Here is a 26897-nt window from a genome sequence, read left to right as displayed (position 1 = left end):
TCGGCTGGCTTAGGGCAGCGAAGGCCTCAAGAGCGGAGTTATTATCCATATATCGAGAAATACCGATATAATGCGAGGGTGTCAAGCGCAGTTGTCTTGCTACGCAGCATTCTTCGTCGAATCAAATCGGTCGATGAGCGAGTGCTGGTTTTCATCAAACATCGTGAAATGCAGTTTCGCTTTGCCGAGATCGTGCGCCACATGTTCGGTCTACAACGGATAGATGTTATCAATGGCGACACGCCAATCCCGAGGCGGCAGGAGATCGTAAACCGTTTTCAGCGTCACCTTAGCGTAGACGGCGGGTTTGACATGTTGATTCTCGGGCCAAAGGCCGCAGGTACCGGCCTCACCCTTACGGCCGCCACGCATGTCATTCACCTTTCGCGCTGGTGGAACCCTGCGGTGGAAGAGCAATGCAACGACCGTGTACATCGTATCGGGCAGACGCGGCCGGTTTCGGTGCATATCCCGATGGCGCTGCACCCGGAACTGGGCGCCCAGAGCTTCGACTGCCTCCTGCAAAGCCTCATGCAGCGCAAGCGGAGGCTTGCCGAACAGGCGCTCTGGCCAATGGGCGACAATTCCTCGGACGTTTCGGGGCTGACACACGCGGTTGCGCAGCCGGCTCGAGGCAAGCACGCGATGCTCGCCGACAGCATGACGGAACTGTTCCGGCGCGACCAGCTGCCTACCGTCTCACCCGCGCCGGACGGCTCCTATGAACTCATCTGAGCAAAGCTTGTAAAAGGTAAATAAATGACAGTAACACGCGGCCTAATCATCGCCGATCCATGGATTGAACACATTCTCAACGGCCGTAAAGATTGGGAGATGCGTTCGCAGGCTACTTCGGTTCGCGGCTGGATTGGTCTGATCCGGAAGGGCAGCGGAACCGTCGTCGGGCTCGCTTACCTAGCGCAATGCAGAAAAGCGTTGAATCAAGCTCAAATGATCGCCAATCATGATCACCATCGGATTCCGGAAGACATGATCCGTCGAGGTGAAGTTGCAAAATGGGTGGTGCCGTGGGAGCTTTCCGACATCATCCCCCTCGACCGGCCTGTGCCCTATGAGCACAAAGCCGGCGCGGTGATTTGGGTCACATTGGAACCTTATGTTCGCAGACAGCTGACACGATACCTTGATCGTAAGCCTTCTGTAGCCGAAATCGTTCCAGCCCGAACGGTCGATAAAGTGTCGGCTCTGGCGGCCACACCCGAAGATGCTACAAGCAATGACAAACAAAATATGCGGGATCGAGAACCGATGCCTCCCTTGCCTGACGGTTGCCGAAAGGTCCTCGGTCGGAGTGTCCTGAGCGGGGGCAATATCCGAAACAACCATATAAAACTGGCATCACTCATGAGCGCATTTCCCCGAGACGTGATCGGCGGATCCAATAAAGCGGAGGCAGCACCCCGGCGCCTGGAAATTGACTGGGGTGGGCCTGAAACAGCCAAAACCGACATCGACGGTACGAAGTCGATCTTTCGGGCCAGAGGATGGGTTCGACGTTTCTTCGCGGCAGCAGGTGCACATGAGCATGATACTGTCGTCTTCACTGAGACCGCACCATACAGGATCAGCGTGCGCCTTCAGCCTAGCAAATCGACGATGTGACGCAAAAAACGCCAAGCTCTGCTTCAGATAGGATGGTGAGCTCGCGGGTCGTGCTCACTCCACTTGTCTGGAACGCGGCTGTTCGCGCACGTAAAACAGCTGCATCGATAACGGCAAAATTCGCGACTTTTGGTGTCTGCGATTCCTAGCCTCGGGACGAACCTTTACGAACTGTTGCAGGTTGCGTCACGCCGCTTTCGTTACGCACTACTGCCTTCTTTCGGCTAAGTTTTGTTAAGTTGCTGGTTGTGTCACGTGGTGTTGCCGCGTGGATCACATGCCATTTTCGATGTTTCATGTGGCCAAAATTTTCGACAGCGACACCAACCTTTACAAACATTGCCGTCGGCAACAGCGGGTGTTGCAGCTTGCGTCGCTTGTCTTTTTTGGGCGATTTATGTGATCTCGATTTTCGACCTAGACCTTAACATTTCTTAACTGTTGCAGGTAGTATCACCTCTCTTTTGTTACGCGTCACTCCTTACGGGCAACCTTCCTCATCCGTCTACCCGCAGTGAAACTTCGCTTACGGCTCCGCATCGATCTAACCTGATCTGACGCTCGAGTTTGGTTTGGCATCGATCAGGTATTATCTCCCAGTCATGGAACTCAAATCGCGAAGAGATCAGCACCCCATGCGCCTGGCGTCTCAGCCCGGCGCGCCGACGTTTCTTTGGATACTCGTCAGTGTCATGACCGCAATCGAGCTCATCCTGACCCTTTCCTCTTTTGGCTTCTTCGGAACTCAGAACCTTCGCTGGTCGGCGTTCGTGCTCGGGGCATTCTGGCAGCCGGTCCTTTGGGGCACGGCGCAGCCGGTCTATCCGGGCCAGAGCGCCCTGATGTTCGTAACCCACGCTTTTTTGCATGGTGGGATCGCGCATTTTGCCATGAACGGTGTCGTTCTTCTTTCTCTAGGAAAGTTCGTCTCGTCCAATATTGGCGCGGCCAGAACATTGCTGGTGCTATTCGTATCGGCCGTAGCGGGCGGGGCTTGTTTCGGGTTGCTGGCTTCAACCGCGGCGCCGATGATCGGCGCGTCGGGTGCGGTCTTCGGTCTGATTGGGGTATGGCAAGCGGCCGATTACCGAAAGCGGCGGCGGTCAGGGCTTCCTATGCAACCGCTCGTTATGGCGATCCTGGGTTTGGTCGCGGCCAACATCGCTCTCTTCGTGATCTTCTCGGGCGGACTCGCCTGGGAGGCGCATCTGGGTGGATGGCTGGCTGGTTGGCTCGCTGGCCAGAGCTTTGCGCGGCACTGACGCCTGCCGCATACCCAGAACGCACCACGCCCGATCAACGTTAGGCTCGGGCTTGGCAAGCCGAGGATATGACTCGACTAGCATTAAACTCGACGCCACGCGTTGCTCTTAGTTCGACAATAGTGCTTCGGCCCCGCTTCCCTGCCAATGGATCTCTAAAAAACGACAGCCTATGGTTAGATGTATATGTATCCGGGTTTTTGTGACGCCGTTTCGCTGATCTTAGATCTTAGGGTTTCGCGTCACAGAAAATAGGACGGTTACCGAAGTCCAGAGCCTAGCCGTCTACCCGAGGCGAAAACCTTTCGGCTGCCTCCGCCATCGTTGAAAACAACGCCCCGGCTTCTTTCATTTTCAGGATCAATGTTTCGAGGAAAATCATCCGGTGGCCGCGACCTATCACATGCGGATGAACCACCAGCGTCATAACTCCCTTGGCGAGCTCTTGCCGCATCCAAAGAAAATCATTGAGCCAATTTTCGAGCACATCGCGCCCCGATCGAAGACCCGGCAGCACGCTGCCATCAGGGCCGCGCATTATCTCGAACGCAGAAAAATCGTCGAGTGTGGGGCTGACGGGGATCTCGAGAACGCTCCCCGGCAGCCCTCTCTGCAAAGGACCGTCGACCGGATGAACGTCGCCCTCGCGTGGATAGTAGGGTGTATAATCATCGGCCATGAGGCTGCTGTCATAGACAAACCCATTCGCTGCCAGCAACCTCGTGGTCGCCCAACTCGGCTCCCACGATGGAGCGCGGTACCCGATCGGACGCTTACCCTGAAATTTCGCAATTTCGTCTCCCGCGCGTATAAGCTCGTCTTCTTCCTCGGCTTCGCTCATCGCGATGGGCTGGCGGTGGGTCCAGCCGTGCACTGCCAACTCATGGCCGTCTGCGACGACAGGCGCCATCGAATCGGGGAAACTGACAAGCGTCTGCCCCGGGACGAACCAGGTGCATTTCATCTCGTGCTTGGCAAAAAGCTTGAGGAGCCTTGAGGTGCCAACGACGCCAAATTCCCCTCGGGACAACATCGCGCGGCCGTCATAGCCGCGTGCCAGCATGGCGGATGTGTTGTCGACATCGACTGTGATGCAGACCAGATGGGCCATGGTAGCACCTCCTTCGCGGCGAAGAGCTTGCAGCCTTGGAAGCTGCAAGCCTCTTTTTTTATTCGACAGGTGTGCCGTTGATCGAGATCGCCTCGATCTCATTCACCTGCAATCCGGTGTCAGCGAGGATTTGCTGATACCGTCCATCTTCGTAAAGCGTACGGAGAGACGACATGATCGCATCGCGCAGCTCGGTCGAGTCCTTGGTAAAGGCGATAGAAATGAAGGAGTTCGCGAAAGGCTCGCCGATCAGGTGATATTCGCCCTCTTCCTGGCTCATGATCCACGGCACGGATTCACTGCTTTGTACGACGGCGTCAATGCGCCCCTGCTTAAGCTGAACACGTGCGTCGGCCGATCCTTCGGTGCCAATCACCTCCATCGGAGGCAGGCCAGCGGCGACACAGTTTGCCTCACTCCATGCTTCGGCATCTGCGGGGTAGGCCGTTCGCCGGCTTCCGCCCACTGTCTTGCCGCAGAGATCGGTCATCTGGGTAAATTCTTCCGCATCGGCCGCTTTGGAGTAAAGCTGCGCGCCCGAGCGGATATAGTCGACGAAATCCAGCACTTCCTGGCTTTCGGGGCGGTTCACCATCGAAAACGCCAGATCGACTCGCCCGGTCGCCAAAGCGGGTACAGCGGCGTCATAGCTGACTTCCTGCCAGTTGATGCTGACGCCCAGATCCTGAGCGATCTCTTCGGCCAGTTTCACGTCAAGGCCTGTCAACTCATCGGTTTCGGTATCGCGATAAGCCAAAGGGGGGAAGGCTGGGAAAAGCGCGATCTTGATTTCGCCCGCCTTCTCGATGTCCGCCGGAAGCTCTTGGGCGGCCACGGGCGCGCAGAGTGCGACGCTTGCTATGAGTGCGCCTGCAGTTGTTTTGAATAAGTCCATCTGTAATCTCCACTGTTGCTGGTTATATTTTCGCTGTTTTTGCGCGCGGTCGCTATCTGACGGCCGAAATGAAAGCCCGCGTTCTTTCTTCCTTGGGATCCGTCAGGATTTGGTCGGCTGAGCCGATTTCGACTAATCGGCCTTCCGCCATGAAGGCGACGGAATCGGCCACATCGCTGGCAAATGCTAACTCGTGTGTGACGACGATCATGGTGGTGCCTGACATCGCAAGATCCTTCATAACCTTCAGAACCTCGCCCACCAGTTCCGGGTCCAGCGCCGATGTCGGCTCGTCAAAAAGCATGACGGCGGGGTCCATCGCCAATGCTCGCGCTATGGCGACACGCTGTTGCTGTCCGCCGGACAACTCGCTCGGATACGCGTCCAGTTTGTGCGAGAGCCCGACCTGCTCCAGTACGCGGGCAGCCGTTTCACGACACTGCCTGCCGGGGTGACCCAAGACCTGTCTTGGGCCTTCAGTGACGTTTTGAAGTACGGTCATGTGCGGAAAGAGGTTGAACCGCTGAAACACCATACCGATCCTGCTGCGTTGCCGCGCGATCTCTCGGCTTGTAAGTGGATGCAGGCAACCTCCAACGACACGGTGTCCTGCCAATTCCCCATTCACTCGGATCGCGCCGCCGTCGGGCGTCTCGAGCTGATTTATGCACCGCAGGAAAGTGCTCTTTCCCGAGCCTGACGGACCAATAACGCAGGTTACCGTGCCACTCTCAACATCGAGAGATACGTTGTCGAGCGCGCGAATGCTGCCATAGGTCTTGACGACATTGACCGCCGACACGATGGGTAAGTTTGGTTGTGGGTTTGTAGGACTGGTCATAGCCGACCCGCCTGCGCGCCGCGGCCAAACCGTCGTTCAATGAAGCCTTGTCCGATGGTCAGCACGGTCACCACGACCAAGTACCAAATGCTTGCGACGATCAACAGTTCTATGACCCGCGCATTCGCGTAATAGATTGTCTGGGCCGAGTGAAGGACTTCGCTGAATTGAATAACGCTGGCCAGTGAAGTCAGTTTGACCATGCCGATAAATTCATTTCCGATCGGAGGAAGAATGACGCGCATTGCCTGCGGCATCACTATCCGGCGCATCATGGCCATCGGCGGCATACCAATCGCCTTAGCGGCCTCGAACTGACCGCTGTCGACAGCCATCAATCCACCACGCACAACCTCAGACGTGTACGCTCCCTGAGCGATGCCGAGCCCCAACAACGTTGCCACAAAAGGTGTCATGACATCCACAGTCTGGACCTCCCATAGGCCAGGAATGCCGATGGTGGGAAAGATGAGGGCAAGGTTGTACCATAGCAAAAGTTGAAGAAGCGCAGGCGCGCCGCGAAACAGCCAGACATATCCGGAAGCCACGACCGTCAGAACCGGGTTCTCAGACATGCGCATCAGCGCGACGATAATCCCCAAAACGATCCCTAGCGCCATAGCGCAAACTGACATTACTGCGGTATTGACGATGCCGGTCAAGATGGACTTCGCCGTCAGGTACCGGGCGACATAGTCCCACTCGACATCGCCCAAGGCGAACGCTCGGATCACCATCGCGACCGCCAATGCCACCAAGGCAGCTGAGATCATCCGCCCCCAAGGTCGTCGGCGCACAAGGACCATCTTTGCGATGGTCGAAAGGTCACTGGTCTCATGCTTCACCGCACGCATGGAACACCTCCGCTCACGGCCGGGCTGGCAAATGCTAGGGGAACGACACAGTAGGAAAAAACAAGGTTTTGCGTTTCCCTTCCCAACGTGCCGACCGAATGCTTGTTGAGCACAAGACCACAGGGCGTCATCGGTTCGACCGCAAAAAAATCCATAAGGCTCATGATATGCTCCGTTGGGTCCTTGATCAGACGCTAGGGAGTCAGCCCCTCACTGAGAAATAAAATATGAGGGTGCCTGAATAATAATAAATTATAGATAGTGGAATCTTTGGTCGTTTGGAAAGGCGGTCCCGGGGCAGTTCTCAGCGTTTAAATTCGGCTTGTGGTCTCGGTTCCAGGCGTCTTGAAGAACGCGCTAGCGGTGGTGCAATCGGTCGGAGCTCACTCCGGAGTGAAAGCCCAAAAGCGGATAGTGCTTGAAATGAGGGATTTTCTACAGTGGCATATCGCATCCGGTGCGCCACTCCCGCGTTTCGCACCATCTGGAAGCGCAAAATGCACGTGCTCACATTCTTCAGCTGCAAACCATCTAAGCCGGTTCTTTGCAAGAGAACCGTTTGGGGGGACTGTGTCGTGCCATCGGAGATTCGGGTTTCCCTATCCGAGAGGCCGGTCCCTGCCTTCCACATCTGCCGACGCGGGTGCTTTGTCCGGATCCAGCGCACGGATGCGGTAGGCGCTCGCCTTGGGAAGCCAGTCATCCAGAAGCCTGACCATTGCGGCCAAAGGGGCCTGTGCGAAATCGACGCGCAGATCCACGTCCTTGAGATCATCCGCGCCTAGAACCACAAGCGATGCGGATTGCAGCGGCTCCCGCTCGCTACCTGCCGCTTCTCCGGCGCGGATCGCGGTCAGAAGGCGGCGGGCGAGAGGGCCCGTGGCACTTTCGAAGCTTTCGATCATAGCCGGCAACACTTTAGCTGTTCCCAGAAAATTTCCGATTGCCATCGAATGTGGGCCATTCACGCCGCCGCAATGATCGAGGCAGGATGCGCCAGTGTGATGCGCTGGCGTGCCGTCCATCGGAAATACACCCAACTGTCGCCAATGGGGTGCCACTGCCGCACTGTGCATGGCGTTCAGCGCGCCCTCCGCGTCGCCGGGCGACTGTCGCCACGCGCTGAGGCCCACAGCATGAAGGCGGGGATCGGTGCGCGCCTGCGAGAAAACCACCACCCCATCGGCGATTGCCCCAACACGCGCGCCCACGCAAACCGAAGATGTGGCTACGACATAGCCAATCTGCCCACTCTCACGGCACCGCCCCGCTAAGGAGAAGGTCATTCTGGAATCTCCACCCCCGTCTGTTCAGTTATCGGTTTGTAATGCTCGATACGGCGATGCCGTGCGAAATCAAAGACTGAGCGGCGGATATAAGCGCCCATGTCAAGATCGCATTTGTGGGTGATCACCTCGTCATCCTCGCTGGCTGCGCGCGTGACGACCTCGCCAGTGGGGGCGACAATCATCGAGCCGCCGATCATGGCAAATCCGTCCTCGGAGCCGCATTTTGCCGCCGCCATTACCCATGCACCATTCTGATAGGCCGCCGATTCCATGCTGAGACGGTGATGAAATTCACGTAAGTATGCAGGCTCGTGGTGGTGAATATTGCGTGTAGGCGTGTTGTAGCCCAGCATGAATACCTCGGCGCCGCGCAAGGCCATGACGCGGAAGGTCTCCGGCCAACGTCGGTCGTTGCATATGCACATGCCGAACCGACCCGAGGACGTTGAGAAGGTTGGGAAGCCCAAATTGCCAACTTCGAAATAGCGCTTTTCCAGATGCTCAAATTCGAGATCCCCTATTGGGTCGACAGTGCCGGGCAGGTGAATCTTGCGATATTTGCCCAGGACATCGCCATTTGGGCCGACAAGGACCGAGGTGTTGAAGCGGCGCATCTGACCGCCCTCTCGCACTTTCTCCGCGTAGCCGAGGTAAAACCCGACACCCAGATTCCGCGCGACATCGAACAGTGGGACCATCGCGGGCGAGGGCAGGCCCTCCTCGAAGAATACATCGTATTGCTCGGGAGTGTCGTAGATATAGCGTGGGAAAAACGTAGTGAGTGCCAGTTCGGGAAAGGTGACCCAAGTGGCGCCGCGTCCATGCGCCTCGCGCAGCATGTCAATTAGGCGGGACACGACGGCGGCCTTGGTATCGGCCAAATGAACCGGCCCCATCTGAGCAACTGCAAAAACCTCGCTGCGCGACATGCGGCTCTCCTTAGGGCGATGACTGTTATACCTTTGCTAGACAGGGAGGGCATCAGTGTGAAATAAATTTTATAAGGCAGATGATAATTCGAGGTTATTGATGTGATTAATGCGCGCCAACTGGAAGTGCTCTGCGCTGTGATTGAGTTGGGAACAACTGCCAAGGCCGCCGAACTTCTGGCCGTTAGCCAGCCGGCGGTTAGCAATATGATCCGCCATATCGAAACGCTTGCCGGTTTTCCCTTGTTCGAGCGCGAGCGAGGGCGCCTGATCCCTACACCCGAGGCCCGCCACATTGCACAAGAGGCCCAGCACCTCTTTACGCAGCAACGTCGTGTCGCTTCCATCATCGAAGAGTTGCGGGGCGGTACGACTGGACGGCTCAGCATTGTCGCTACCCCGTCTATTGGTCAACGGATCCTTCCCCCGATCATCTCTGAGTTTCTCAAGACACGACCCAAACTGAATGTCTCGCTAGACTTGGGTCATACTGACCAGATCGCGAACCGATTAGTCAGCGGTCAAACCGAGTTAGGCCTATCGATAAGCCAGCCGCGCCATTCCGCCTTGATTGTGCGGCCAATCGCCGAGGCTCAGTTGCTCTGCGCTTGCCCCGAAGGACATGAGCTGGCTCTGTCAGGCAGAGTGCGCCTCGAAGCGCTGAACCATGCACGCCACATCTCGTATTCAAGCGATACACCGTTGGGTCAGCTCATTGACGCCGCATTCTCCAGCCGAGGTCTTGAGCGGCGGTACTTCTTTGAGGTCCGGCATACAATGGCAGCGCTCGAGCTCGTTGCGAACGGGGTAGGTGTCGCGCTGGTCGACAGCTTTGCCGTGGCGGGGCGTGAAGTGCCGGGGGTGGTGCTGCGTCCGATTGATCCGGTGCTGGAATTACGCGCCCATTCGGCGACGTCCAAGCTCTTTCCGACCTCCCATGTCGCCCTGCAATTTCAGAACTTCTTCCGTGAATATGTAGCCCACCATCTCAAAATCTTGAAGTGATAACGGCCGCCGTAGGGATAAATATAATTCCCGATTATAACTGGGGTAGTTTTTTTAATTTCCAGGTTGTTGATTGCTGTGCTTTGGTTGGTCAATGAAGGCTGCTGCTTGGCTGCCCGACAGAAAGGACGGCGCGTTCAAATCATGTCAGACACGATCCTAACCATCGCAGATGCGACCAAGCGCTATGGCTCGGTTCTTGCGCTCGACCATGTGACGCTTGATGTCGAAGAAGGCGAGTTTCTGACGTTGCTTGGCCCATCGGGCTCCGGCAAGACAACGCTCTTGTCCGCAATCGCAGGATTCGCCCCACTCAGTGAAGGGCGGATCGAGCTGCGCGGGCGCGACATCACTCATGAGCCGCCCGAGCACCGTGACTTCGGCATGGTATTTCAGGGCTATGCTCTTTTCCCGACGATGACGGTGCGCGACAACATCGCGTTTCCTCTGAAGGTGCGCAAAAGACCAGCAGCAGAGGTAAAACAGCGCGTCGAATATTGCCTCGGCTTGGTGCAGATGGAGGATTTCGCGGACCGGATGCCTACCCAGCTTTCCGGCGGGCAGCAGCAACGCATCGCGCTGGCACGGGCGCTCTCATTTGAACCGCAGGTGCTGCTTTTGGACGAGCCGCTGTCTGCGCTCGACAAAAAGCTACGCGCTGACCTGCAATGGGAGTTGAAGTCGCTTCATGACAGTCTGGGAGTGACCTTCATCTACGTGACGCACGATCAGGACGAGGCGCTGTCTATGTCGGACCGGGTGGTGATTCTGAAAGATGGTCGTATCCAGCAGGAGGGCGAGCCGGACACGCTCTACAATTCTCCGCGCAACCGCTTCGTCGCAGATTTTCTCGGCAAGTCGAATTTTCTCCAGCTGTCTGTGAAGGCGCGAGAGGGCGATGCCCTCACCTGTGCCATTGGAGGCACGGACTTCGCGGTGAAAGCCCCCGGCGACGTGCCTTCGGTAGATATTCTGCAGGTCGCTCTGCGCCCAGAGAGGATCCGACTTGCAGAGCCGGGCGCCGAGATGTTGGACGGTACGGTTCGGCAAGTAAGCTACCTTGGCGAGCGGTGCCTGGTGATGATTGAGCATGAAGAGGCGGGCACACTGATGATCTCGCAGCCGACATGGAAGGCGGGCGTCACCCCCAGAGCGGGCTTGCCGATCAGTTTTGGTTGGGACGCAGATGCCCCTGTCATTTTGACGGGCGAAGCGGCCTGACCGATCAGAAGAACGGCGCGACCACAGGCGCTGGTTGAAGGAGAAATAAAACAGAGCGCGGAGGCGTCGCCGACCGTGGCCCTAACAAGGAGTGAAACAGAATGACTGATTTCAACGACACAACCGATCACGAGGTCAAGGCGGACTTGATCGAGATCGCAGCCTACAAGTATCGGGAAGGCCTGCTTACACGGCGCGGGTTCATCTCGTCCATGATGGTGTTAGGCGCTCTGCCAGCGCTCAGCGGCAAGGCCATGGCGCAAACCAAGGAAATCGTCGTGGTCAATTGGGGCGGCCGCGCATCCGAAGTTCTTCAGGAGGTGATGTGCGACACCTACACCGCCGAGACGGGGATCCCTGTGATCGTCGACGGCTCGGGCCCTTCGGGCGGCAAAATTCGCGCAATGGTCGAGTCTGGCGCGGTCGTCTGGGATCTGTGCGACAGCGGCATGGGCACGGCGATCATCCTCGAAGAGCAGGGTGTTATCCAGCCAATCAATTATGACATCGTCGATCGCTATGCCGTGCTCGAAGAAGCCGCCTACAGTCATGCTGTCGGCAACTACGTGTATTCATACGTGCTGGCCGCCAACCCCAAGCTGCTGGATGGCAACGTGCCCCAGAACTGGGAGGATGTATGGAACGTTGCCGATTTCCCGGGAATGCGGACATTCCGCAAATCGGTGCGCGGCATGTTGGAATCCGCGACCATGGCAATGGGTGTGCCCACAAACGAAGTTTATGATGCGCTGAGTTCCGAGGATGGGATAGACGCCGCAATCGACAAGTTCCGCCAACTGCGTGAGAATATAATCGTCTGGGGATCAGGCAGTGAAAGCCAGAACCTCTTTCTGCAGGAGGAGGTCGCGATCGGGAACATTTGGTCGACACGAGCACACCTGCTAAAGGATCAGATGCCCGAAGGCGCCTTTACGGCGACGTTTGATGGCGGCGTGCTGGCACCCGGCATGTGGGTCGTTCCGAATAACAATCCCGCCGGCAGCGACGAAGTGATGAAGTTCATCAGGCACGCGCAGACGCCAGAATTGCAAGTGCAATGGCTGGAAATGCTAGGGTCTGGCCCGGCGAACCCGGCAGCGGCGCCGCTGGTTCCTGAAGACCTTCAAAAGTGGAACCCCTCAAGCCCAGAGAACCTCGCGCAGCAGATCTTCTACAACGACGAATGGTACGGCAAGAACCAGGTCGCAGCCGAAGAGAAATACATCGATGCGCTGATCAACTGATCAAGCTTGGGGCGCGCCTGCCGCGCCCCTCCATCCCACGAAGTTTTCCGCCAGCGAGGAAATCATGCTGCGCCTCTCAGACAGCTACAGATACTGGTTTTTGGTGCTTCCGGCGCTGATGATCATGATCGTTTTCTACATCTGGCCACTGCTGGGCATCTGGCAGATTTCGCTGACCGAGCCGACCGCAGGCATCGACAACTACACCCGCATGTTCGATTCCAGCGCGGTCACCACCAGTTTCATCCTGACCTTCCGCATCGCCATCAAGACAACGATCGGTTGCCTGATCCTGGGCTATATCGTGGCGTATGTGATCAGCAATTACGCGCGCCGAGTGAAGCCGCTGATGGTTGCGCTGGTGCTGTTGCCCTTTTGGGTATCGGTGCTAATCCGCTCTTTTTCATGGATCGTACTTCTGGGCCGCTCAGGCATCGTCAACGACACGCTAATCGGGGCGGGTGTTATTGAGAGCCCCCTGCGCCTCATGCACAATGAATTTGGCGTTGTACTCGCGATGATCCACGTCATGCTACCGTTCGCTGTTCTGCCGATGATGGCCAACATGCGCGGCATATCAGGCGCTTATGTGGATGCCGCACGCGGCCTTGGCGCGAGTGAACTTACCGCGTTCCGCAAGGTCTTCTTCCCGCAAACGATGCCCGGCGTCATGTCGGGAGCGCTGCTAGTGTTCGTCCTGTCTCTTGGCTTTTTCATCACGCCAGCCCTTTTGGGCGGAGGGCGTGTGCTGATGCTCTCAGAGTACATCACTTATCAGATCCAAGAGTTTCTGAACTGGGGTCTCGGTTCGGCACTGTCTGTTGCACTTCTCGTGGCAACAGCGATGGTTATCGCGATTGCCGCGCGTTTCGTGAATCTGCGAAGCGCCCTTCTGGAGCGGAAGTGATGCGCAGAACCAGTGGATTTCGCATATTCTTCATGACCGGCGCATGGATGGTCCTGGCATTCCTTCTGCTGCCGATCCTTGTTGTGATCCCGGTTTCGCTTACCGATACCAGCTATATCGGCCTACCCAAGGAGGAGCTGTCGCTGCAGCACTACGTGGCCTATTTCAACGATCCTCGCTGGCTCTCCGCGACATGGACCAGCGTCTGGATAGGCATTGTCGTCGCCATCTGCGCCACGGTTCTGGGTACGGCCTTCGCCATCGGCTGCTGGTTTCTGTCGAACCGCGCTTCAACCGTCGCGCGCTGGATCCTAATCACCCCCATCCTCGTGCCGCCGGTCGTGCAATCGCTAGGCTTCTATCGCTTCTGGGTGACGCTGGGCCTGATCGACACGCATGGCGGGGTCATTCTAGCGCATACGCTGCTGGCACTGCCTTACGTATCGATTTCGGTCTTTGCCGCATTGGCCAACCTTGATCCGCGCATTCCGCAAGCGGCGCGCAGTCTGGGCGCGTCGGTTTGGCAGACAGTACGCGCGGTCGTGCTGCCCGCTGCGATGCCAGGCATGCTGACCGGGGCGATCTTTGCCTTCATCGTCAGCTTTGACGAAATCGTTGGCGTTCTCTTCATTACCGTGCGCAATGTTTCGACCCTGCCCAAGATGATTTGGGAGGGTATCCAAGAGAGCATAGACCCGACTATCGCATCTGTTGCCACCATGTTGGTGCTCCTTACGATTTTGGTGACGATTATCACTATCTGGCGCAACCGTGAGGCGTCTTGAAGTGACTGGTCGCTATATTTTAAAGAATGGGCTGCATGTTGCGCATGAAGGGCGCGTTCCGGTGCTGCGCCAAGGCTTTGTTGCCATTGAAGGTGGCCGCATCGCCGCAATCCGCGATGATCTGAGTGGTACTGAGTTCGAGGGGTTCGAGCCCATCGACATGAGCGGTCGCCTGATCATTCCCGGACTGATAAACAGCCACACTCACGCTGTACTCTTGGTCCTCCGCGGCACGGTTGAGGATATTGAGGGCAATCTCGTCTACCAATACATGGTGCCGGCCTCATATCTCCTGGAGCCTGCCGAGCGCGCGGCCATCGCGCGGCTCGCCTGCGCCGAGGCGATACGTTGCGGTACCACGACCATGGTCGATCCGCTGCGCCATGTGGCCGATTATGCTCCTGCGATGATCGACACGGGGATGCGGCTGTGGCTTGCAGAAAGCTGCGCCGACGCGGTCACGACCGAGGTCGGCAGCGGCACCTACCGCTTTGACCGCGATTTCGGCGAGACGTTCCTGATCCGCACGCAGCAGTTAATCGAGCGGTTTCACGGCAGCGAGGACGACCGCGTGCGCGTCATCATGGCCGCCCATGCGCCCGACAATTGCAGCCCATGGATGCTGCGGCAGGTGACCGAACTGGCGCGCAAGCACGGGCTGCGCCGCACGATTCATCTCAGCCAAATCATCAGCGAGAAGGAGCAGGTGGCAAAGCTGCACGGCTGCACCTCGACTGAATACCTCGCCGCCAACGACTTTTTGGGCGAGGATCTCTTGGCCGTGCATTGGACCTTCTGCACCAAAAGCGATGTCGAGACACTGGCCCAGACCGACACGCGCCTGATCCATAGTCCCGCCTCGATGTCTGCCAAGGGGCCACATCCGCTGCCGATGAAGGCGATTCTGGATGCGGGCGTCAAAATCGCCATCGGCACCGACAACATGACCGAGGATATGTTCCAGTCGATGAAATCCGCACTGACGCTGCATCGCGGGGCCTATGGCCGCTCGGTATCACCGATGCCGAACGATATATTCAACTATGCCACGCTGAACGGGGCCGAAGCGCTGGGTCATGATGGCATTGGCAGCATCGCTGTGGGAAAATGTGCTGATCTGGCCGTGATCGACATGCGTACGCCGGTCATGGCACCGCGCCTCTCGGCTATCTCGAACCTCGTACATTACGGGCATCCGGGTATCGTGACGGACACGATGGTGGCGGGCCGCTTCCTGATGCGCGACCGCCGCCTGACCACGGTGGACGAAGGCGCGGCGATAGACGAGGCGCAGGCGGCGACGGATGCCATGTGGGCCCGCTTTGCAGCCAATGGTGGGGACGCGCCCATGCCCGCGCGCGATGCCCCATTCAGCCCAAAGGGAGCCCGGCCATGACATTTTCCATCATAGGCAAATGCGAGGTCACCGGCGCGTTCGGCGCGGCCATCACCACCTCGGACCTTGCCGTTGGCGCGCGCTGCGTGCGGCTGGCGCATGGCAAGGGCGCGGTCCTATCGCAGCACCGCACCGACAGCCGGCTGGGGGATGTGGGAATCGCCCTTCTGCGCGACGGCCTAGAGGCGAACGATGTGCTGGGGCGCATCTGCGCGTCGAGCGATAGTATCGAATGGCGGCAGGTTGGCGTGCTGGATGCAGCAGGCCGCGCCGCCGCCTATCACGGGCGGCGTATGTATTCGATCTACACCCACAGCGCACGGCACAACTGCTTGGCGCTAGGCAATATTCTGGACAATGACGGCGTGACCAACGCGATGGCCGACGCATTCGAGACGCAGGCGGAAGCCCCCTTGGCGGCGCGGCTGATGGCAGCGCTCGAGGCAGGGCGTGATGCGGGCGGCGAGGTCATGGGCCAATTGCAATCGGCAGCCTTGCGCGTGTCGGGCGAGCATGGGATTGACGCCTATGACCTACGCATCGACATCGCTCCGCAGGATGCCGTGGCAGAGCTGCGCTCCCTTTTGACGGCTTACAAGGACCGCGAAGAGCGTCTCCGTCAGGTTGCGCTATCACCCGATATGGTCCCAGTGTCGCGTGTCCTCTTCGACGCCAGTGTCGCCCGGATTGCCGAGCTTGGTCTTGAAAAGCGATTTCCGGCAGCCCGCGATGCCGACAAATGGACCCTGAAATAGGCTTGGGAGAAGGCCATGCCGTTTTCCGGCGAGCGCATTTACTGGCTGAACGACGATCAGGCGCGCCCCGAGGCTGCGCCACAGAATTTGCCTGCCAAGGTCGACGTCGCGGTCGTGGGCGCGGGGTACACCGGCCTGACCGCCGCGCTGCACCTCGCCCGCGCTGGACGAAACGTGGTGGTTTTTGATGCGGTCGCGGTGGGTCATGGCGCCTCGTCGCGCAACGGTGGCATGGTCGGTCCAGGGTTGCATAAGCTGGGCATCACCGGGTTGGTCAACACCTATGGCGAGGCGCGCGCCATCGCCATTCTGGGCGAGGGCCTACGCGCGCTCGATCACCTACAGACGTTCCTGGAAGAAGAGCGAATCGAGTGCGATCTTACGTTGGCGGGCCGGTTTCGCGGAGCCCGTACGCCTGCCCATTACGGGGCGTCGGCGCGCGAATGTGACTGGTTGCGGGCTAAGATCGGGCTGCCCTCGTATAATGTCCCAAAAGCCGAGCAGCGAGCCGAAATTGGCAGCGATTTCTATCATGGCGGCGTCGTCTATGTCCGCGACGGCGGGGTGCATCCGCGCAAGCTGCTTCTGGCGCTTGTGGATAAGGCGTTCGAGGCCGGCGTGCGCATCCTCGCCCCCTGCGCCGTCACAGGCCTGCGGCGCGGCTTGGGCGGCACAGAGGTCCAGACGGATCAGGGCGTGCTGAATGCGCGCGAGGTCGTGCTGGCAACCAACGGCTATTCGGACCGGCGCAGCGCTGTGCTGAATTGCCGGGTCGTCCCGATCGAGACAGGGGCCTGCGCCGTCGGCCCGCTGACGCCAGAGCAGATGGCCGAGCTGACCCCGAAGGCCCGAATGCATGGCGAGACAGGCCGCATTTTCATGTGGTATCGCCCGACGCCCGATGGCCGATCTTTCATCTTCGGCGGGCGCTTCGGCGCGGGTGGGGCCAGCCTCGCCGCGCGCGAGGCCGCGTTCCGCCGGTCGATCACGCGCGTTTTTCCACAACTTGCCGACGCGCCGCTGTCGCATGTTTGGTCAGGCCAGATCGCATATACCGCCGATCATTCGCCCCATCTGGGGCAGGTCGACGGTGTCTGGCTGGCGGGTGGCTATTGCGGTTCGGGCGTAACACGGGCCATCTATTTCGGCACCAAGCTGGCGCGCCGGATGCTGGGCCAATCAGATAGCGAGACGGCGTTCGATGCGCTGCCCTTCAATTCGGTGCCGTTCCGCCCCTTCGCCCCTTGGGGCGCGGGAATGTTGGTGCGCTGGCACCAGATGAAGGACAACCGAGATCTGAGGGCGGCGCGCGGCTAGCGCAATGAAGGGGCAGTATAATGGACTTCGACACAGTCATTCACGGCGGCACAATCGTCACCGCGACCGAGCAATACCGGGGCGATCTGGGCATATCGCAGGGCCGTATCTCTGCCGTGGCTGAGCGCCTGCCCGGTGGCACGCGCCGGATCGACGCGGGTGGGCGGCTCGTCATGCCTGGCGGAATCGAGACACATGCTCATATCGCACAGGAAAGCGCGTCGGGCATCATGACGGCGGATGATTATCTGTCGGGCTCGATCTCGGCCGCGTTCGGCGGCAATTCGTCCTTCATCCCCTTCGCCGCGCAGCATCGCGGGCAGAGCATCGATGACGTGATCGCCACCTATGACGCGCGGGCTAGGCCTTCGGTGATAGATTATTCCTACCATCTGATCGTCTCGGACCCGACCGAGGACGTGCTGACCGCCGGTTTGCCCCGCGCATTCGCGCGCGGGATCACCTCGCTTAAGGTATTCACAACCTATGATCTGCTGAATATCGGCGATGTCGGCATGTTGGATATTCTTGGCGTGGCGCGCGATCACGGCGCGCTGACGATGGTGCATGCGGAAAACCAGGCGATGATTGCTTGGATGAACCGCGAGCTGGCTGCTCGCGGCAAGACCGCGCCCAAGTATCACGCTCTGTCGCGCCCCGAACTGGCCGAGGAAGAGGCGATTAACCGCGCCATCACGCTGGCCCAGCTGGCCGGTGCGCCGCTCTTCATAGTGCATGTCTCGACCGACGGGGGCGCGCGGCGCGTCCAACGCGCCCGCGCGGAGGGCGCTCCAATCTTTGCCGAGACCTGCCCGCAATATCTCGAACTGACGCGGGCCGATCTGGACCGTCCGGGCATGGAGGGCGCAAAATACATTTGCTCGCCCCCGGTCCGCGATGAGGCAACGCAAGAGGCACTCTGGCGTCACGTCCAGACAGGCACCTTCGATAGCGTCAGCTCGGATCACGCGCCGTACCGCTATGACAAGACGGGCAAGCTGATGAACGGCGAGGACGCTCCCTATCCCAAGATCGCCAATGGCATGCCGGGTGTTGCCGCACGCCTGCCTTGGCTGTTTTCCGAAGGGGTGATCAAGGGACGGCTGCGCCCCGAGGAGTTCGTCGCGCTCAGCGCCACGAATGCCGCGCGTATCTTCGGCGTGGCAAAAAAGGGCCGAATCGCGCCTGGTATGGACGCCGATATTGCCATCTGGAATCCCGAGACCGTGCGCCGTGTTACGCTGGGGGATCAGCATGACAATATGGACTACACCCCGTTTGAGGGGCTGGAACTGACAGGCGTGCCAGAGGTCGTGATCACTCGCGGTGAAGTGATTGTCGAGCATGGCGAATTGCACGGGGCAAAGGGGCAGGGGCGCTTCTTTGCCCGCGAGCGCACTGATCTGACGGGCCGCACTGCTCGACCCATCAAGGAGGTCGCGTTGATGCGTGCCGACGAGGCGCCAAGATGACCGGCCCCATCCTTTTCATTAACCCCAACTCTTCTGACGCGGTGACGGATGGCATCACGGCGGCGCTCGCGCCGCTACGGCTCGCACGCGGCCCAGCCTTCGAAGCCGTTGGCGTGCCGCATGGGCCCGCCACTATCGCCAGCGCCGAGGATGCGGCACGGGCGGCGATTGATGTGCTGGACATGGCGCGCAGCCGCCCGGATTGCAGCGCCTATGTCGTCGCCTGCTTTTCCGATCCGGGTATCGACGTGCTGCGCGCCACCCTGCCGCAACCGGTTCTGGGGTTGCAGGAGGCGGGCGTTCTTACAGCGATGTCGCGCGCCGATCTCTTCGGCATTATTGCGCTGGGTCCGCGCTCGGTAGCCCGGCACAAGCTCAGACTTCGGCAGATGGGCGTGCTGGCGCGGATGGTGGACGAGTTGCCGCTCGACAATGCCTCAGCCGAGGAAGTAGGCCATTCGGACGCGGTTTTCGATGATGTCGTGCGGCTCGGCCAGAACCTCAAGTCTCGCGGAGCCGGCGCGCTGGTGCTGGGTTGCGCTGGATTCGCGCCCCGCCGGGGAGATCTGGAGGCCCGACTTCAGATGGCCGTGATCGACCCGGTTCAAGCTGCGGGCAGTATGGCTCTTGCGGCCACCTTGTGATACTTCGCGGATTTATGAACCGAGTTACACTTGGTTGAAGCGTGCACGTACCCCTACAGGAACCACACAATTCTGGCGAACAACGGTCTTATGTTGATGAGCGATCTTCACGAGCTTTTTGAGTCGCACCTGATTTCGATCGACCCGGAACAAAGGCTATCGAAGCTTCAAAACAAATGGCATCACCCGATTACCAGAGCCTCAGCGACAGAACCCTCTTAGATTAAGTCTCATTCAATAGCCTCAGCTTTCACTTCGAGAACTTCAAAAAAACAGCGCCCTTACTGCGGTCGGGCATCGCCCACTTCAAACTGCGAACTTTAGGTGGTCGATCCCGCGGTTTCGTGGGGAGATCCCTTCTCAGGAATGGAAGGAAGCATTAGCCGCGCTTTCGAAAAGCGACTTATCAGTCCGCCTCTTTGATCAGCCCACGCATGGAACGGAGTAGTTGTGCCACCTCTCGCCGCTCGGCGATGGCGTCGGCGGTATAGAGGCCATGCTTACGCGCATTGGAATTATGGGGCGGTGCGCCCGGAGACTTTCCCCCGTGCATTCTGCAGCGGCCGTTCGCCATCGCGGGGGACAGGCACGGCGTCTTGGCCCGCGTCTTCGCGCCACAGCGAGGGCTCAGGTGCATTATCAATCTGTTTTGCATGGGGTTGTTACTCCATTTTTGTCTGATCCCCCCGGTCGTTCGATGGTCCCGACAACAGCCTAGCCGCCCGCGTGAATATGGACATGCTTAGCCGTCACCTTCTGCTGGCCCTTCGAGCAGCGCGCCGATGATGGGCGCGTCGGGTGCGGTCTTCGGTCTGATTGGAGTTCGGCAAGCGGCAGATTACCGAAAGCGGCGACGGTCAGGCCGTCCCTTGCAGCCACTCTCCATGGCGATCCTGGGTCTGGTCGCGGCCAACATCGCACTCTTCGTGATCTTCTCGGGCGGGCTGGCTTGGGAAGCGCATCTGGGTGGATGGCTGGCTGGGTGGCTCGCCGGCCAGAGCTTTGCGCGCCATTGAAGGCTGTAGCTTGTTAAACCGCCTCCTGCCGAAGCATTGCTCGGTTAGCGACTCGATCCCCGCCCCGTTCGCCCTCTGTAGATGGTAGGTAAGGATGTCACCGATTTAGTGACGCCGACCCAAGCGAAACTGCTCTTTTCGTCACCACTTTAAAGACGTTCTGTCTCTGATTTGGTGACGTTCGACATTCAGGCGTCACCATTTTGGTGACGCGCCGTCGCCAATTTGATGACAGGGTTTTGCTTTCCACGACGGCCGTCCGCGTTGTGCACGGCTGCCTTTTGCACAGGGTAATCCGCGCCCTTTTTCCAGTCCTTGAAGAGATTGCGCCCGTCGCGTCGGTCACCGTGAGGTACTGCGATCTCCGTCAACTCAAAAGTTGGGGAGGTCGCTTGCCCTACAACGCCAAGGCGCGCGTGCTTGGTCACGACGATGAAGCCTTTCGCCTGAAGATCGTGAAACGCTCGAGCTGCCGTGTTGATGCCGACACCCAACCTTTCAGCTGCTTGCCGAACGCTCAGACGTATCTTGCCGTTGTTGTTATTTTCCGCTCCCCGCCACTCCAGTTTGAGCCAAGGATAAAGCGCCTGCGCGTTGGGACCCAGCGCGCGCCATGCCGGCGTTTCCATCGTTTTGCGAACCATCTTTGTGAAATGCTCGACTCGGTCTTCATTCCTCTTGTCTCGCCCCATTACGAAGTCCTTCCGATAGCTTGCAGACGACATTCGTGCTCGATGCGCTCAATCTCTTTCAGGCGCTCCAGCTCATACGCGGGCAGACGACCATCGATAACCCTTCGCACCATCGGGTGATGAGTTTCGGGCAGTAACGCATCCAACTCAGATGCGTATTCATCCGGCCCGCGTTGCCAAACTTCGTTTTTTTGCTTGGCCGTGAGCGCCGGCAGGCAATACTTTTTGAGTTTGGTTTGACTCAGTTCCAGCTCTCGGCATCCTACCGGGACGTAGTTGCCGTGTCCGAGCTGCTCGACACTTTTCCAAAGGGAGCTCATCGCCTGATAAACTCCGCTGCCCTCCACTCCCGCATCCCGGCACAAAAAATCCATCATACTAGGGCCGCCGCCTTGGCGGCTTCCCATGCCTCGATGTCAGACAGCTTCCAGCGCGAGCACTGCGGCGATAGCTTGACCGGCTTGGGAAAAGTCTCGTCGGCCTTGGTCCAGCGCCACGGGGTCGACCGATGAACGCCGTAGCGTGCAGCGAGCTGGACGTCCGACAAATACTTGCCCCGGACCTCGATCGGGTGTTGGCAGGGCAAGCCGGTTGAGCCCTCGCCCGGCATGCCGGTCGGGGTATTGTTGAACGTTACCTTCGGATCATTGACGGGCATTGCATTTGGCTCCAATGGGTTGCGACTGGAGCCAACGTAAAACGGAGGTTTTTTGCGGTCGTTTGTAGTATGTGTTGAGCGTTTTTACACACGCTCGGGAAACGAAACCTCCAACAGATCGTGGCGGCGTCTCCATATTTTTATCATTGACTCGTAGCTGTCAGGTTGAAGCCTCAAAAGTCTAAACCCTTCAGCAACAGCGTTGCAGGCACTTGAGCCATCTTCGCGCGCATTACTAGACGCGGCCAAGTTAGTCATATCAACGACATCCCTGATCAGTCTCGCTATCAGCCGATCTCGGAATTTTGTGGCGCCTTGATGCTTCCCCCTTCCCTTAGGCCGTTTGATGCGACCCTCTAGTGCGTCCGCGGCCCATTCTCGCAGGACGTCCGGAATGGGGCGGTTAAGTCTGATCTGTTTAGACACAAGGAGAATAGCGGCATCAAAGCTGAGCGGTTCCGAAGCAATTTCACTAGCAAGTTCAATGGCTGCTTTCTCAACATCGTGCGCGAAGATTGCAGTGTGACCTTTATCAGGATCAGGGCGGGCCCCAGCCAATATTTCATTTGTAAATTCCGAATGCTCCTCGCCGTCGGAGATAATAAACCTCCGAAGCGTCATGCCACGACTGTTTAACCGTTGGAGCGCAAGTTCACTGCTTGTAGTTTTGGCCATCGCGAAGGCGGTAGTCCAATCCGTTCGGATTGGACCACATTCATTCAAACAAGAAGACCTATCTCGGCCGAGGCACTGACAAGCTGGGTCCCAACCAAGCTCCCGGAGGACAATTTCCACAGCGCACCGATAGCATTTTTCGTAAGGGCGGTCGCAGTTGCATGGAGTGAAGTGTCTCATCAGCCAACCAAGCTCATTACATCTGAAGCATTTGATGTTGGCCTTCCGGCCAGAAAGTCGCTCCATGAGATCATCATTTTGCGGCGCTTCTCCACTATGTCGCCGCGCCTGTATGACGCTTCAACAGCATTGCTAATCCTATGAGCCAAAGCCACCTCAGCCATGTCTCCAGGAAAGTGTGTGCGCTCTGCAACCCAATCTCGGAATGTGCTTCGTAAGCCATGTGGCACAGCCGGACGCTTGCTGACGCGATCTACAAAGCCGGACCCGCCCGCTGCCAAGTTAGCAACATGCAACCTTTTCATTGCTGCACTTAGCGTCATGTCAGACATTTTTCCGCCACGAGGAGCGGGGAATATTAGGGGGTTTGACTCAAAGCGAGGGACCGCTTTGAGGAGGTCCACCGCGTGTGGCGATAGCGGAATACGATGTTCACGATCCATCTTTATGCGATGTGCTGGGATCACCCAGATACCCGTCTTAAGATCAATTTCGTCCCAGAGCGCGCCGCGCACTTCTTGTGATCTGACAGCGGTCAGCGCCGTGAACTCCAGAGCGCGCGCGCCCATTCCATCCCGCGCGCGAAGCAATGCGAACCAACGAGGCGCGTCACCTATCTGAACCGCAGGATGGTTCCCCTTTTTCGCAACCTTTGATGCAGCCGGCAGTAATTCCTTTAGGTTGCCGGCCCAGCGTGCCGGGTTGTCACCAATGCGATGCCCGGACACCGTGGCCCAAGACAGAACCGCCTCGATGCGACCTCGAACGCGCGACGCCGTTTCGGTCTTCGTTTGCCAGATCGGCTCCAAGACTCGCAACACATCCTGAACCGAGATTTCATTTACCAGCATCGCGCCAAGCTCGGGCAAGGCGTAAGTCTCTAGGGTATTGCGCCATTGATCGCGGTGCTTAGGGTTCTTGAAAGCTTCCAGTTTGGCAGCAAGGCACTTGTCCACCGCCTCTGCGAAGCTCAAACCACGTCTTTGGGCGGTTGTCAGCGCTGCCTTTGCTGCTCTACGCTCTTCGATGGGATCGATACCTTGCCGGATCTGATGCTTTGCTTCACGTGCTCGCTCGCGCGCCTGGGCCAGTGTCACGTCGGGAAACCCACCAAGCCCGATTTCTCTTCGCTTGTTTCCGACCGTCGTCTTTAGCAACCAGGTGCGGCCGCCGTTGGGGGTTATCTGCATGAGAAGCCCAGACACCCCTCCAACCGCAAAGGTGACATTGCGTCCGGTGCCCGGATGCTGCAGCCTCTTCACATCAAGCGCGGAAAGTTCCCTAGCCAAACGCGGCATAGCACACCCATCATCTTACCCGCCAATAACTGTGAACATGTATGCGACGTGATGCAATGGGTTGCGATAAGGAAATCGCAGTTGGCCATTATAAACAAGGGATATTGAGACTGGTTGCGTCGGGGAGTTACTTCCTAATGGCGGGCATCGTCTCCGCCATATTTCATGACGCTGTGACTGCTAGAGCCTGCACGGGCGCAAGCACATCTCGGACTTCTCACATAGCAACATAATTTGCGGCCGCAATCCTCCGCTGCACCTTGGCGTCTTGACGCGTCAATCATTCGAAATTGGTAGAATTCAGTTGAAGTTTATCGTGCTTGGACGTCGGTCATCAGTCCATCTCGAGCGCTGTCGTGGCGCTAAATCTTCAGGCATTTAAGCGCTGTGTCCAGAGAGCCGCGTTACTCGAGAAAGACGGAAAAAACCTTGCCAGGCGAGAGTGCGGGAGGGTATCAAAAGGGAAGCCGGCACGCTTTCGAGACGACCGGCGCATTGATGGTGTGTCGAGGGTGCAGCGCATGGGCAAAAAAGTTGAGAAGCGTCCATCCTGCTCTTTTTGGAAGCTTACCGTTGCGGTTTGCCTTCTTTTCAGCGTTCCCGCAGGCGCCTCGGCGCAATCCGTGACCCTGGCGCAGGCCGCGGATCTGATGCGCACAAATGAAGTGCAATTCGAAATTCTCGATCTCGAACAGGACGTCTCGGACGAAATCGTGCGCCAGGCTTTCGGTGAGCGACTCCCCCGCGTGCGCCTCAGCGTCTCATACATCCAGACGTATCAGGACATCGTCAATCAGGACAACACCACCTTCCAGGAAGGCACCTCGAGCTATCCCACGACCACGGTGACGCTCGCGGCAACTCAGCCCCTCTACGATCAGGTCCGCTTTCGAGCGCTACCGCTCGCCCGCGCCGAACAGGAATTGGTCTCGATGCAGGCCGAGGCCGCGCGCACCGAGCTTTCGGGGTTGCTCGTCTCGTCCTTCCTCGGTGTCGCCCGGGCGCAACTGCGCGTCGATCAGGCGCGGGCGATCATGAGCGCGCGTCAAAATCTCGTGCGGGATCTGGCTCAGCTCGTTTCGGCCGGGCGCGCGGATGCCGAGCGTCAGTTGCGCGCCGAGGGTGACGTGTTCGCCGCCGAGGCCGATGTCTCCGACGCCGAACTCGACCTGTCCGAGGCGCTTTTCGAACTGCATCGTTTCACCGGCCCCGACATCGGAGGCGTGAGCTATCGCGGCGGGGTCGGCGTCGCCGAACTGCGGTCCTTCCTGCAAACCTTCAACGAAGCGCGCCTCGGTGATCTCAATCCCCAGATTCAGATTGCACGCGCCGAAGCCGCGGTGGCTGCGCGGCGCCTGCATCGCGTTCGTGCCGCGTTTCAGCCAACCGTCGATCTGACGCTCGAACTCGAGAATGAGCAGACGGACGGCTCGCTTTTCGGAGGCGGCTCTGAAATCCAGTCCGCCGAGGCGGGGCTTCAGATGAACTGGTCGATCTATGAGGGTGGTGTGCGCCGCTCGCAGGTCAGGGAGGCCGAACGTCGCCTGGAGATCGCTCAGTTGCGGATCAAACAGACGCAGGATCTGGCGGTTCGCCGCTATCGCTCGCTCGTATCTGCTTTGGAGAAGTCGCTCGACGTCGTTGCGGCAACGGAACGCGATCGCCGGGTTGCCGTGCAGCGCGTGGCCGCCGCCGAGCAGCAGGTCGGTGCGGGTCGTCGTGCGCTCGAGCAGGTGCTCGAGGCCAAGCTGCGCCGCGATACGATGGGAATACAGGCCGAAGGCGCCCGCATCCGCGCGGTGCAGCTTCAGGCGGAACTCTACGCGCTTTTCGGCGCGCTGGATATCGAAACGCTGTCACGGGATTTCGCGGGCGGGTGACCGACGTGTGGCATCGCCGTGGCAAAGGGGCGCAACGCGCCCTTTACACATTTGAAGTTTAAAGTCCGCGACGCGGAAGAAGAAAGAGACGGAAAGAATGACAAAGCAGCTTCTGATCTATGACAAAGTGGTTCCGGTCAATCGGCAGACCCACCGCGACGTTTCGGTCAAGCGGACGACTTCGTTCGATTTCGCCCGGGATCTAAATTCCCTTCCCATCGTGGATGCGGAATTTGCACGCATCGCGCTCGAAATGCCCATCGTTTTCGCCAAGACGGACACCGGCGTTGTGTCGCTGGCGCTGCTGGGGGCATCCGAGAACCGCAATGCTTTCGTTGCGAAGGACGGCACCTGGACCGGGCGCTACGTGCCCGCGTTCCTACGTCGCTATCCGTTCGTTTTCGCGGTCGAGGAAGAGGGCAAGCGTATGACGCTCTGCGTCGACGACAGCTTTTCAGGCCTTAACGAAGACAATCTCGGCGAACGGCTCTTCGATTCCGAAGGCACCGAAACGACGTATCTGTCGACTGTCCTCAACTTCATGGAAGAATATCAGGCGACCTACAATCGCACGCAGCAGTTCTGCGACAGGCTTCAGGAGCTCGACCTGCTCGAGGAGGCGCGCATCGATTACCGTCTTTCCGACGGCAAGGCCGGTGGTGTGACCGGCTTCCTGCGCGTGTCGAACGAGAAGTTGCGCGCCCTTCCGGATGACAAGATTGCGGCGATGTTCCGCTCTGGCGATCTCGACCTCATCCAATTGCATTTGCTGTCGATGCACAATGCCGAGCTGCTGGTATCGAAGTCGATCGAAGGCGACGAGGCCGCGGGTGCCGAGGACGGTATCGAAGTCGGGAAAGCCGAAGAGATGGGCCTGAACTGATAGGGTCCGGGTCGTTTTGTTGAGTTTCAGGGTAAGCAGGTAATGAGTAAGCATTTTTCAGACCG

Annotated in this window: 30 protein-coding genes; 17 read left to right on the top strand and 13 right to left on the bottom strand. The window is 58.7% G+C overall.

Annotation, left to right across the window (positions count from 1 at the left end; translation table 11 throughout):
* The first annotated feature begins 96 nt into the window (after positions 1–96).
* The 3 genes from ACGRVM_RS07285 (at position 97) to ACGRVM_RS07275 (ending at position 2885) form a co-directional block, all read left to right on the top strand.
* The gene (locus tag ACGRVM_RS07285) at positions 97–735 is read left to right on the top strand and encodes a helicase-related protein (RefSeq protein ID WP_377172685.1); all 639 of its coding nucleotides are present in this window, start codon (positions 97–99) and stop codon (positions 733–735) included.
* Positions 736–759: 24 nt separating this feature from the next.
* Positions 760–1623 (top strand): ASCH domain-containing protein, encoded by an 864-nt coding sequence (locus tag ACGRVM_RS07280; protein WP_377172686.1) that lies wholly within the window; start codon positions 760–762, stop codon positions 1621–1623.
* Positions 1624–2315: 692 nt separating this feature from the next.
* Positions 2316–2885, top strand: coding sequence for a rhomboid family intramembrane serine protease (locus tag ACGRVM_RS07275; RefSeq protein ID WP_394624035.1), 570 nt, complete (start codon positions 2316–2318; stop codon positions 2883–2885).
* 277 nt (positions 2886–3162) lie between these two features.
* Here ACGRVM_RS07275 and ACGRVM_RS07270 read toward each other — a convergent pair whose 3' ends face one another.
* The 7 genes from ACGRVM_RS07270 to ACGRVM_RS07240 all read right to left on the bottom strand — a co-directional run bounded on the left by ACGRVM_RS07270 (position 3163) and on the right by ACGRVM_RS07240 (position 8804).
* Positions 3163–3996: a polysaccharide deacetylase family protein gene (locus ACGRVM_RS07270; protein WP_377172688.1), complete on the bottom strand. Its 834-nt coding sequence runs from the start codon at positions 3994–3996 to the stop codon at positions 3163–3165.
* A 58-nt stretch (positions 3997–4054) separates the two neighbouring features.
* Positions 4055–4891: an ABC transporter substrate-binding protein gene (locus ACGRVM_RS07265; protein ID WP_377172689.1), complete on the bottom strand. Its 837-nt coding sequence runs from the start codon at positions 4889–4891 to the stop codon at positions 4055–4057.
* A gap of 52 nt (positions 4892–4943) precedes the next feature.
* On the bottom strand, positions 4944–5732 hold the full coding sequence (locus ACGRVM_RS07260) for an amino acid ABC transporter ATP-binding protein (RefSeq protein WP_377172690.1): 789 nt from the start codon (positions 5730–5732) through the stop codon (positions 4944–4946).
* The gene (locus tag ACGRVM_RS07255) at positions 5729–6586 is read right to left on the bottom strand and encodes an amino acid ABC transporter permease (RefSeq protein ID WP_377172692.1); all 858 of its coding nucleotides are present in this window, start codon (positions 6584–6586) and stop codon (positions 5729–5731) included. The genes ACGRVM_RS07260 and ACGRVM_RS07255 overlap by 4 nt, the downstream gene beginning before the upstream one ends.
* Positions 6574–6750: a hypothetical protein gene (locus tag ACGRVM_RS07250; protein ID WP_377172693.1), complete on the bottom strand. Its 177-nt coding sequence runs from the start codon at positions 6748–6750 to the stop codon at positions 6574–6576. Before ACGRVM_RS07250 ends, ACGRVM_RS07255 begins: the two co-directional genes overlap by 13 nt.
* Before the next feature lie 435 nt (positions 6751–7185).
* Entirely contained in the window at positions 7186–7872 is a 687-nt protein-coding gene (locus ACGRVM_RS07245) for a DUF1028 domain-containing protein (protein WP_377172694.1), read from the bottom strand.
* Complete coding sequence (locus ACGRVM_RS07240) at positions 7869–8804, bottom strand: N-carbamoyl-D-amino-acid hydrolase (RefSeq protein ID WP_377172695.1); 936 nt, start codon at positions 8802–8804, stop codon at positions 7869–7871. Before ACGRVM_RS07240 ends, ACGRVM_RS07245 begins: the two co-directional genes overlap by 4 nt.
* A gap of 102 nt (positions 8805–8906) precedes the next feature.
* On the opposite strand from ACGRVM_RS07240, the gene ACGRVM_RS07235 reads away from it, so the two are divergent.
* The 11 genes from ACGRVM_RS07235 (at position 8907) to ACGRVM_RS07185 (ending at position 19772) form a co-directional block, all read left to right on the top strand.
* Positions 8907–9809, top strand: a complete 903-nt coding sequence (locus tag ACGRVM_RS07235; protein WP_377172696.1) for a LysR family transcriptional regulator — start codon at positions 8907–8909, stop codon at positions 9807–9809.
* 144 nt (positions 9810–9953) lie between these two features.
* Positions 9954–11030, top strand: a complete 1077-nt coding sequence (locus ACGRVM_RS07230) for an ABC transporter ATP-binding protein (RefSeq protein WP_377172697.1) — start codon at positions 9954–9956, stop codon at positions 11028–11030.
* A gap of 101 nt (positions 11031–11131) precedes the next feature.
* Positions 11132–12274: an extracellular solute-binding protein gene (locus ACGRVM_RS07225; protein WP_377172698.1), complete on the top strand. Its 1143-nt coding sequence runs from the start codon at positions 11132–11134 to the stop codon at positions 12272–12274.
* Between the two features lie 64 nt (positions 12275–12338).
* The gene (locus ACGRVM_RS07220) at positions 12339–13181 is read left to right on the top strand and encodes an ABC transporter permease (RefSeq protein WP_377172699.1); all 843 of its coding nucleotides are present in this window, start codon (positions 12339–12341) and stop codon (positions 13179–13181) included.
* Between the two features lie 32 nt (positions 13182–13213).
* On the top strand, positions 13214–13966 hold the full coding sequence (locus tag ACGRVM_RS07215) for an ABC transporter permease (RefSeq protein ID WP_394624034.1): 753 nt from the start codon (positions 13214–13216) through the stop codon (positions 13964–13966).
* 1 nt (position 13967) lies between these two features.
* Positions 13968–15362: an amidohydrolase family protein gene (locus ACGRVM_RS07210; RefSeq protein ID WP_377172701.1), complete on the top strand. Its 1395-nt coding sequence runs from the start codon at positions 13968–13970 to the stop codon at positions 15360–15362.
* Positions 15359–16117, top strand: coding sequence for a DUF1028 domain-containing protein (locus tag ACGRVM_RS07205; RefSeq protein WP_377172702.1), 759 nt, complete (start codon positions 15359–15361; stop codon positions 16115–16117). Before ACGRVM_RS07210 ends, ACGRVM_RS07205 begins: the two co-directional genes overlap by 4 nt.
* 15 nt (positions 16118–16132) lie before the next feature.
* The gene (locus tag ACGRVM_RS07200; protein ID WP_377172703.1) at positions 16133–17434 is read left to right on the top strand and encodes an NAD(P)/FAD-dependent oxidoreductase; all 1302 of its coding nucleotides are present in this window, start codon (positions 16133–16135) and stop codon (positions 17432–17434) included.
* A gap of 20 nt (positions 17435–17454) precedes the next feature.
* On the top strand, positions 17455–18906 hold the full coding sequence (hydA, locus tag ACGRVM_RS07195; protein WP_377172704.1) for a dihydropyrimidinase: 1452 nt from the start codon (positions 17455–17457) through the stop codon (positions 18904–18906).
* Positions 18903–19550, top strand: a complete 648-nt coding sequence (locus ACGRVM_RS07190; protein WP_377172705.1) for an aspartate/glutamate racemase family protein — start codon at positions 18903–18905, stop codon at positions 19548–19550. Before hydA ends, ACGRVM_RS07190 begins: the two co-directional genes overlap by 4 nt.
* A 30-nt stretch (positions 19551–19580) precedes the next feature.
* A complete protein-coding gene (locus tag ACGRVM_RS07185) occupies positions 19581–19772 on the top strand; it encodes an HNH endonuclease (RefSeq protein WP_377172706.1) in 192 nt (63 codons plus the stop codon).
* Positions 19773–19956: 184 nt separating this feature from the next.
* Here the strand turns inward: ACGRVM_RS07185 and ACGRVM_RS07180 are convergent, their stop codons facing one another.
* Positions 19957–20187 (bottom strand): HGGxSTG domain-containing protein, encoded by a 231-nt coding sequence (locus tag ACGRVM_RS07180; protein WP_394624037.1) that lies wholly within the window; start codon positions 20185–20187, stop codon positions 19957–19959.
* Between the two features lie 145 nt (positions 20188–20332).
* Between ACGRVM_RS07180 and ACGRVM_RS07175 the strand changes: the two genes are divergently transcribed.
* Positions 20333–20566, top strand: a complete 234-nt coding sequence (locus ACGRVM_RS07175) for a rhomboid family intramembrane serine protease (RefSeq protein ID WP_394624033.1) — start codon at positions 20333–20335, stop codon at positions 20564–20566.
* Between the two features lie 188 nt (positions 20567–20754).
* On the opposite strand, the gene ACGRVM_RS07170 is transcribed toward ACGRVM_RS07175, so the two are convergent.
* From ACGRVM_RS07170 to ACGRVM_RS07150, 5 genes are all read right to left on the bottom strand, one after another.
* On the bottom strand, positions 20755–21210 hold the full coding sequence (locus tag ACGRVM_RS07170; protein ID WP_377172708.1) for a GntR family transcriptional regulator: 456 nt from the start codon (positions 21208–21210) through the stop codon (positions 20755–20757).
* A 47-nt stretch (positions 21211–21257) separates the two neighbouring features.
* Positions 21258–21635: a hypothetical protein gene (locus ACGRVM_RS07165; RefSeq protein ID WP_377172709.1), complete on the bottom strand. Its 378-nt coding sequence runs from the start codon at positions 21633–21635 to the stop codon at positions 21258–21260.
* Positions 21632–21916, bottom strand: coding sequence for a helix-turn-helix transcriptional regulator (locus ACGRVM_RS07160; RefSeq protein WP_377172710.1), 285 nt, complete (start codon positions 21914–21916; stop codon positions 21632–21634). The genes ACGRVM_RS07165 and ACGRVM_RS07160 overlap by 4 nt, the downstream gene beginning before the upstream one ends.
* An 84-nt stretch (positions 21917–22000) precedes the next feature.
* Positions 22001–22591: a hypothetical protein gene (locus ACGRVM_RS07155; RefSeq protein WP_377172711.1), complete on the bottom strand. Its 591-nt coding sequence runs from the start codon at positions 22589–22591 to the stop codon at positions 22001–22003.
* 179 nt (positions 22592–22770) lie between these two features.
* A complete protein-coding gene (locus ACGRVM_RS07150; RefSeq protein WP_377172712.1) occupies positions 22771–24069 on the bottom strand; it encodes a tyrosine-type recombinase/integrase in 1299 nt (432 codons plus the stop codon).
* Positions 24070–24590: 521 nt separating this feature from the next.
* On the opposite strand from ACGRVM_RS07150, the gene ACGRVM_RS07145 reads away from it, so the two are divergent.
* Positions 24591–25949: a TolC family protein gene (locus ACGRVM_RS07145; protein WP_377172713.1), complete on the top strand. Its 1359-nt coding sequence runs from the start codon at positions 24591–24593 to the stop codon at positions 25947–25949.
* 97 nt (positions 25950–26046) lie between these two features.
* Positions 26047–26832 (top strand): SapC family protein, encoded by a 786-nt coding sequence (locus tag ACGRVM_RS07140; protein ID WP_377172714.1) that lies wholly within the window; start codon positions 26047–26049, stop codon positions 26830–26832.
* The last annotated feature ends 65 nt before the right edge of the window (positions 26833–26897 follow it).

The sequence above is a fragment of the Roseovarius aquimarinus genome, from assembly GCF_043661195.1.
Taxonomy (GTDB): Bacteria; Pseudomonadota; Alphaproteobacteria; order Rhodobacterales; family Rhodobacteraceae; genus Roseovarius; species Roseovarius aquimarinus.
Note: the sequence above shows the minus strand (reverse complement) of the source record. Positions and strands in the feature narration are given on the sequence as shown.

Excerpts from the sequence above, each read along its gene's own strand:
- ACGRVM_RS07160 (WP_377172710.1), bottom strand. The coding sequence starts at position 21,916 with ATGCCCGTCAATGATCCGAAGGTAACGTTCAACAATACCCCGACCGGC.
- ACGRVM_RS07155 (WP_377172711.1), bottom strand. The coding sequence starts at position 22,591 with ATGGCCAAAACTACAAGCAGTGAACTTGCGCTCCAACGGTTAAACAGT.
- ACGRVM_RS07170 (WP_377172708.1), bottom strand. The coding sequence starts at position 21,210 with ATGGTTCGCAAAACGATGGAAACGCCGGCATGGCGCGCGCTGGGTCCC.
- ACGRVM_RS07180 (WP_394624037.1), bottom strand. The coding sequence starts at position 20,187 with ATGCACCTGAGCCCTCGCTGTGGCGCGAAGACGCGGGCCAAGACGCCG.
- ACGRVM_RS07230 (WP_377172697.1), top strand. The coding sequence starts at position 9,954 with ATGTCAGACACGATCCTAACCATCGCAGATGCGACCAAGCGCTATGGC.
- ACGRVM_RS07205 (WP_377172702.1), top strand. The coding sequence starts at position 15,359 with ATGACATTTTCCATCATAGGCAAATGCGAGGTCACCGGCGCGTTCGGC.
- ACGRVM_RS07145 (WP_377172713.1), top strand. The coding sequence starts at position 24,591 with ATGGGCAAAAAAGTTGAGAAGCGTCCATCCTGCTCTTTTTGGAAGCTT.
- ACGRVM_RS07245 (WP_377172694.1), bottom strand. The coding sequence starts at position 7,872 with ATGACCTTCTCCTTAGCGGGGCGGTGCCGTGAGAGTGGGCAGATTGGC.
- ACGRVM_RS07275 (WP_394624035.1), top strand. The coding sequence starts at position 2,316 with ATGACCGCAATCGAGCTCATCCTGACCCTTTCCTCTTTTGGCTTCTTC.
- ACGRVM_RS07190 (WP_377172705.1), top strand. The coding sequence starts at position 18,903 with ATGACCGGCCCCATCCTTTTCATTAACCCCAACTCTTCTGACGCGGTG.
- ACGRVM_RS07215 (WP_394624034.1), top strand. The coding sequence starts at position 13,214 with ATGACCGGCGCATGGATGGTCCTGGCATTCCTTCTGCTGCCGATCCTT.
- ACGRVM_RS07265 (WP_377172689.1), bottom strand. The coding sequence starts at position 4,891 with ATGGACTTATTCAAAACAACTGCAGGCGCACTCATAGCAAGCGTCGCA.
- ACGRVM_RS07165 (WP_377172709.1), bottom strand. The coding sequence starts at position 21,635 with ATGATGGATTTTTTGTGCCGGGATGCGGGAGTGGAGGGCAGCGGAGTT.
- ACGRVM_RS07225 (WP_377172698.1), top strand. The coding sequence starts at position 11,132 with ATGACTGATTTCAACGACACAACCGATCACGAGGTCAAGGCGGACTTG.
- ACGRVM_RS07140 (WP_377172714.1), top strand. The coding sequence starts at position 26,047 with ATGACAAAGCAGCTTCTGATCTATGACAAAGTGGTTCCGGTCAATCGG.
- hydA (WP_377172704.1), top strand. The coding sequence starts at position 17,455 with ATGGACTTCGACACAGTCATTCACGGCGGCACAATCGTCACCGCGACC.
- ACGRVM_RS07150 (WP_377172712.1), bottom strand. The coding sequence starts at position 24,069 with ATGCCGCGTTTGGCTAGGGAACTTTCCGCGCTTGATGTGAAGAGGCTG.
- ACGRVM_RS07250 (WP_377172693.1), bottom strand. The coding sequence starts at position 6,750 with ATGAGCCTTATGGATTTTTTTGCGGTCGAACCGATGACGCCCTGTGGT.
- ACGRVM_RS07270 (WP_377172688.1), bottom strand. The coding sequence starts at position 3,996 with ATGGCCCATCTGGTCTGCATCACAGTCGATGTCGACAACACATCCGCC.
- ACGRVM_RS07220 (WP_377172699.1), top strand. The coding sequence starts at position 12,339 with ATGCTGCGCCTCTCAGACAGCTACAGATACTGGTTTTTGGTGCTTCCG.
- ACGRVM_RS07240 (WP_377172695.1), bottom strand. The coding sequence starts at position 8,804 with ATGTCGCGCAGCGAGGTTTTTGCAGTTGCTCAGATGGGGCCGGTTCAT.
- ACGRVM_RS07260 (WP_377172690.1), bottom strand. The coding sequence starts at position 5,732 with ATGACCAGTCCTACAAACCCACAACCAAACTTACCCATCGTGTCGGCG.
- ACGRVM_RS07280 (WP_377172686.1), top strand. The coding sequence starts at position 760 with ATGACAGTAACACGCGGCCTAATCATCGCCGATCCATGGATTGAACAC.
- ACGRVM_RS07200 (WP_377172703.1), top strand. The coding sequence starts at position 16,133 with ATGCCGTTTTCCGGCGAGCGCATTTACTGGCTGAACGACGATCAGGCG.
- ACGRVM_RS07175 (WP_394624033.1), top strand. The coding sequence starts at position 20,333 with ATGATGGGCGCGTCGGGTGCGGTCTTCGGTCTGATTGGAGTTCGGCAA.
- ACGRVM_RS07255 (WP_377172692.1), bottom strand. The coding sequence starts at position 6,586 with ATGCGTGCGGTGAAGCATGAGACCAGTGACCTTTCGACCATCGCAAAG.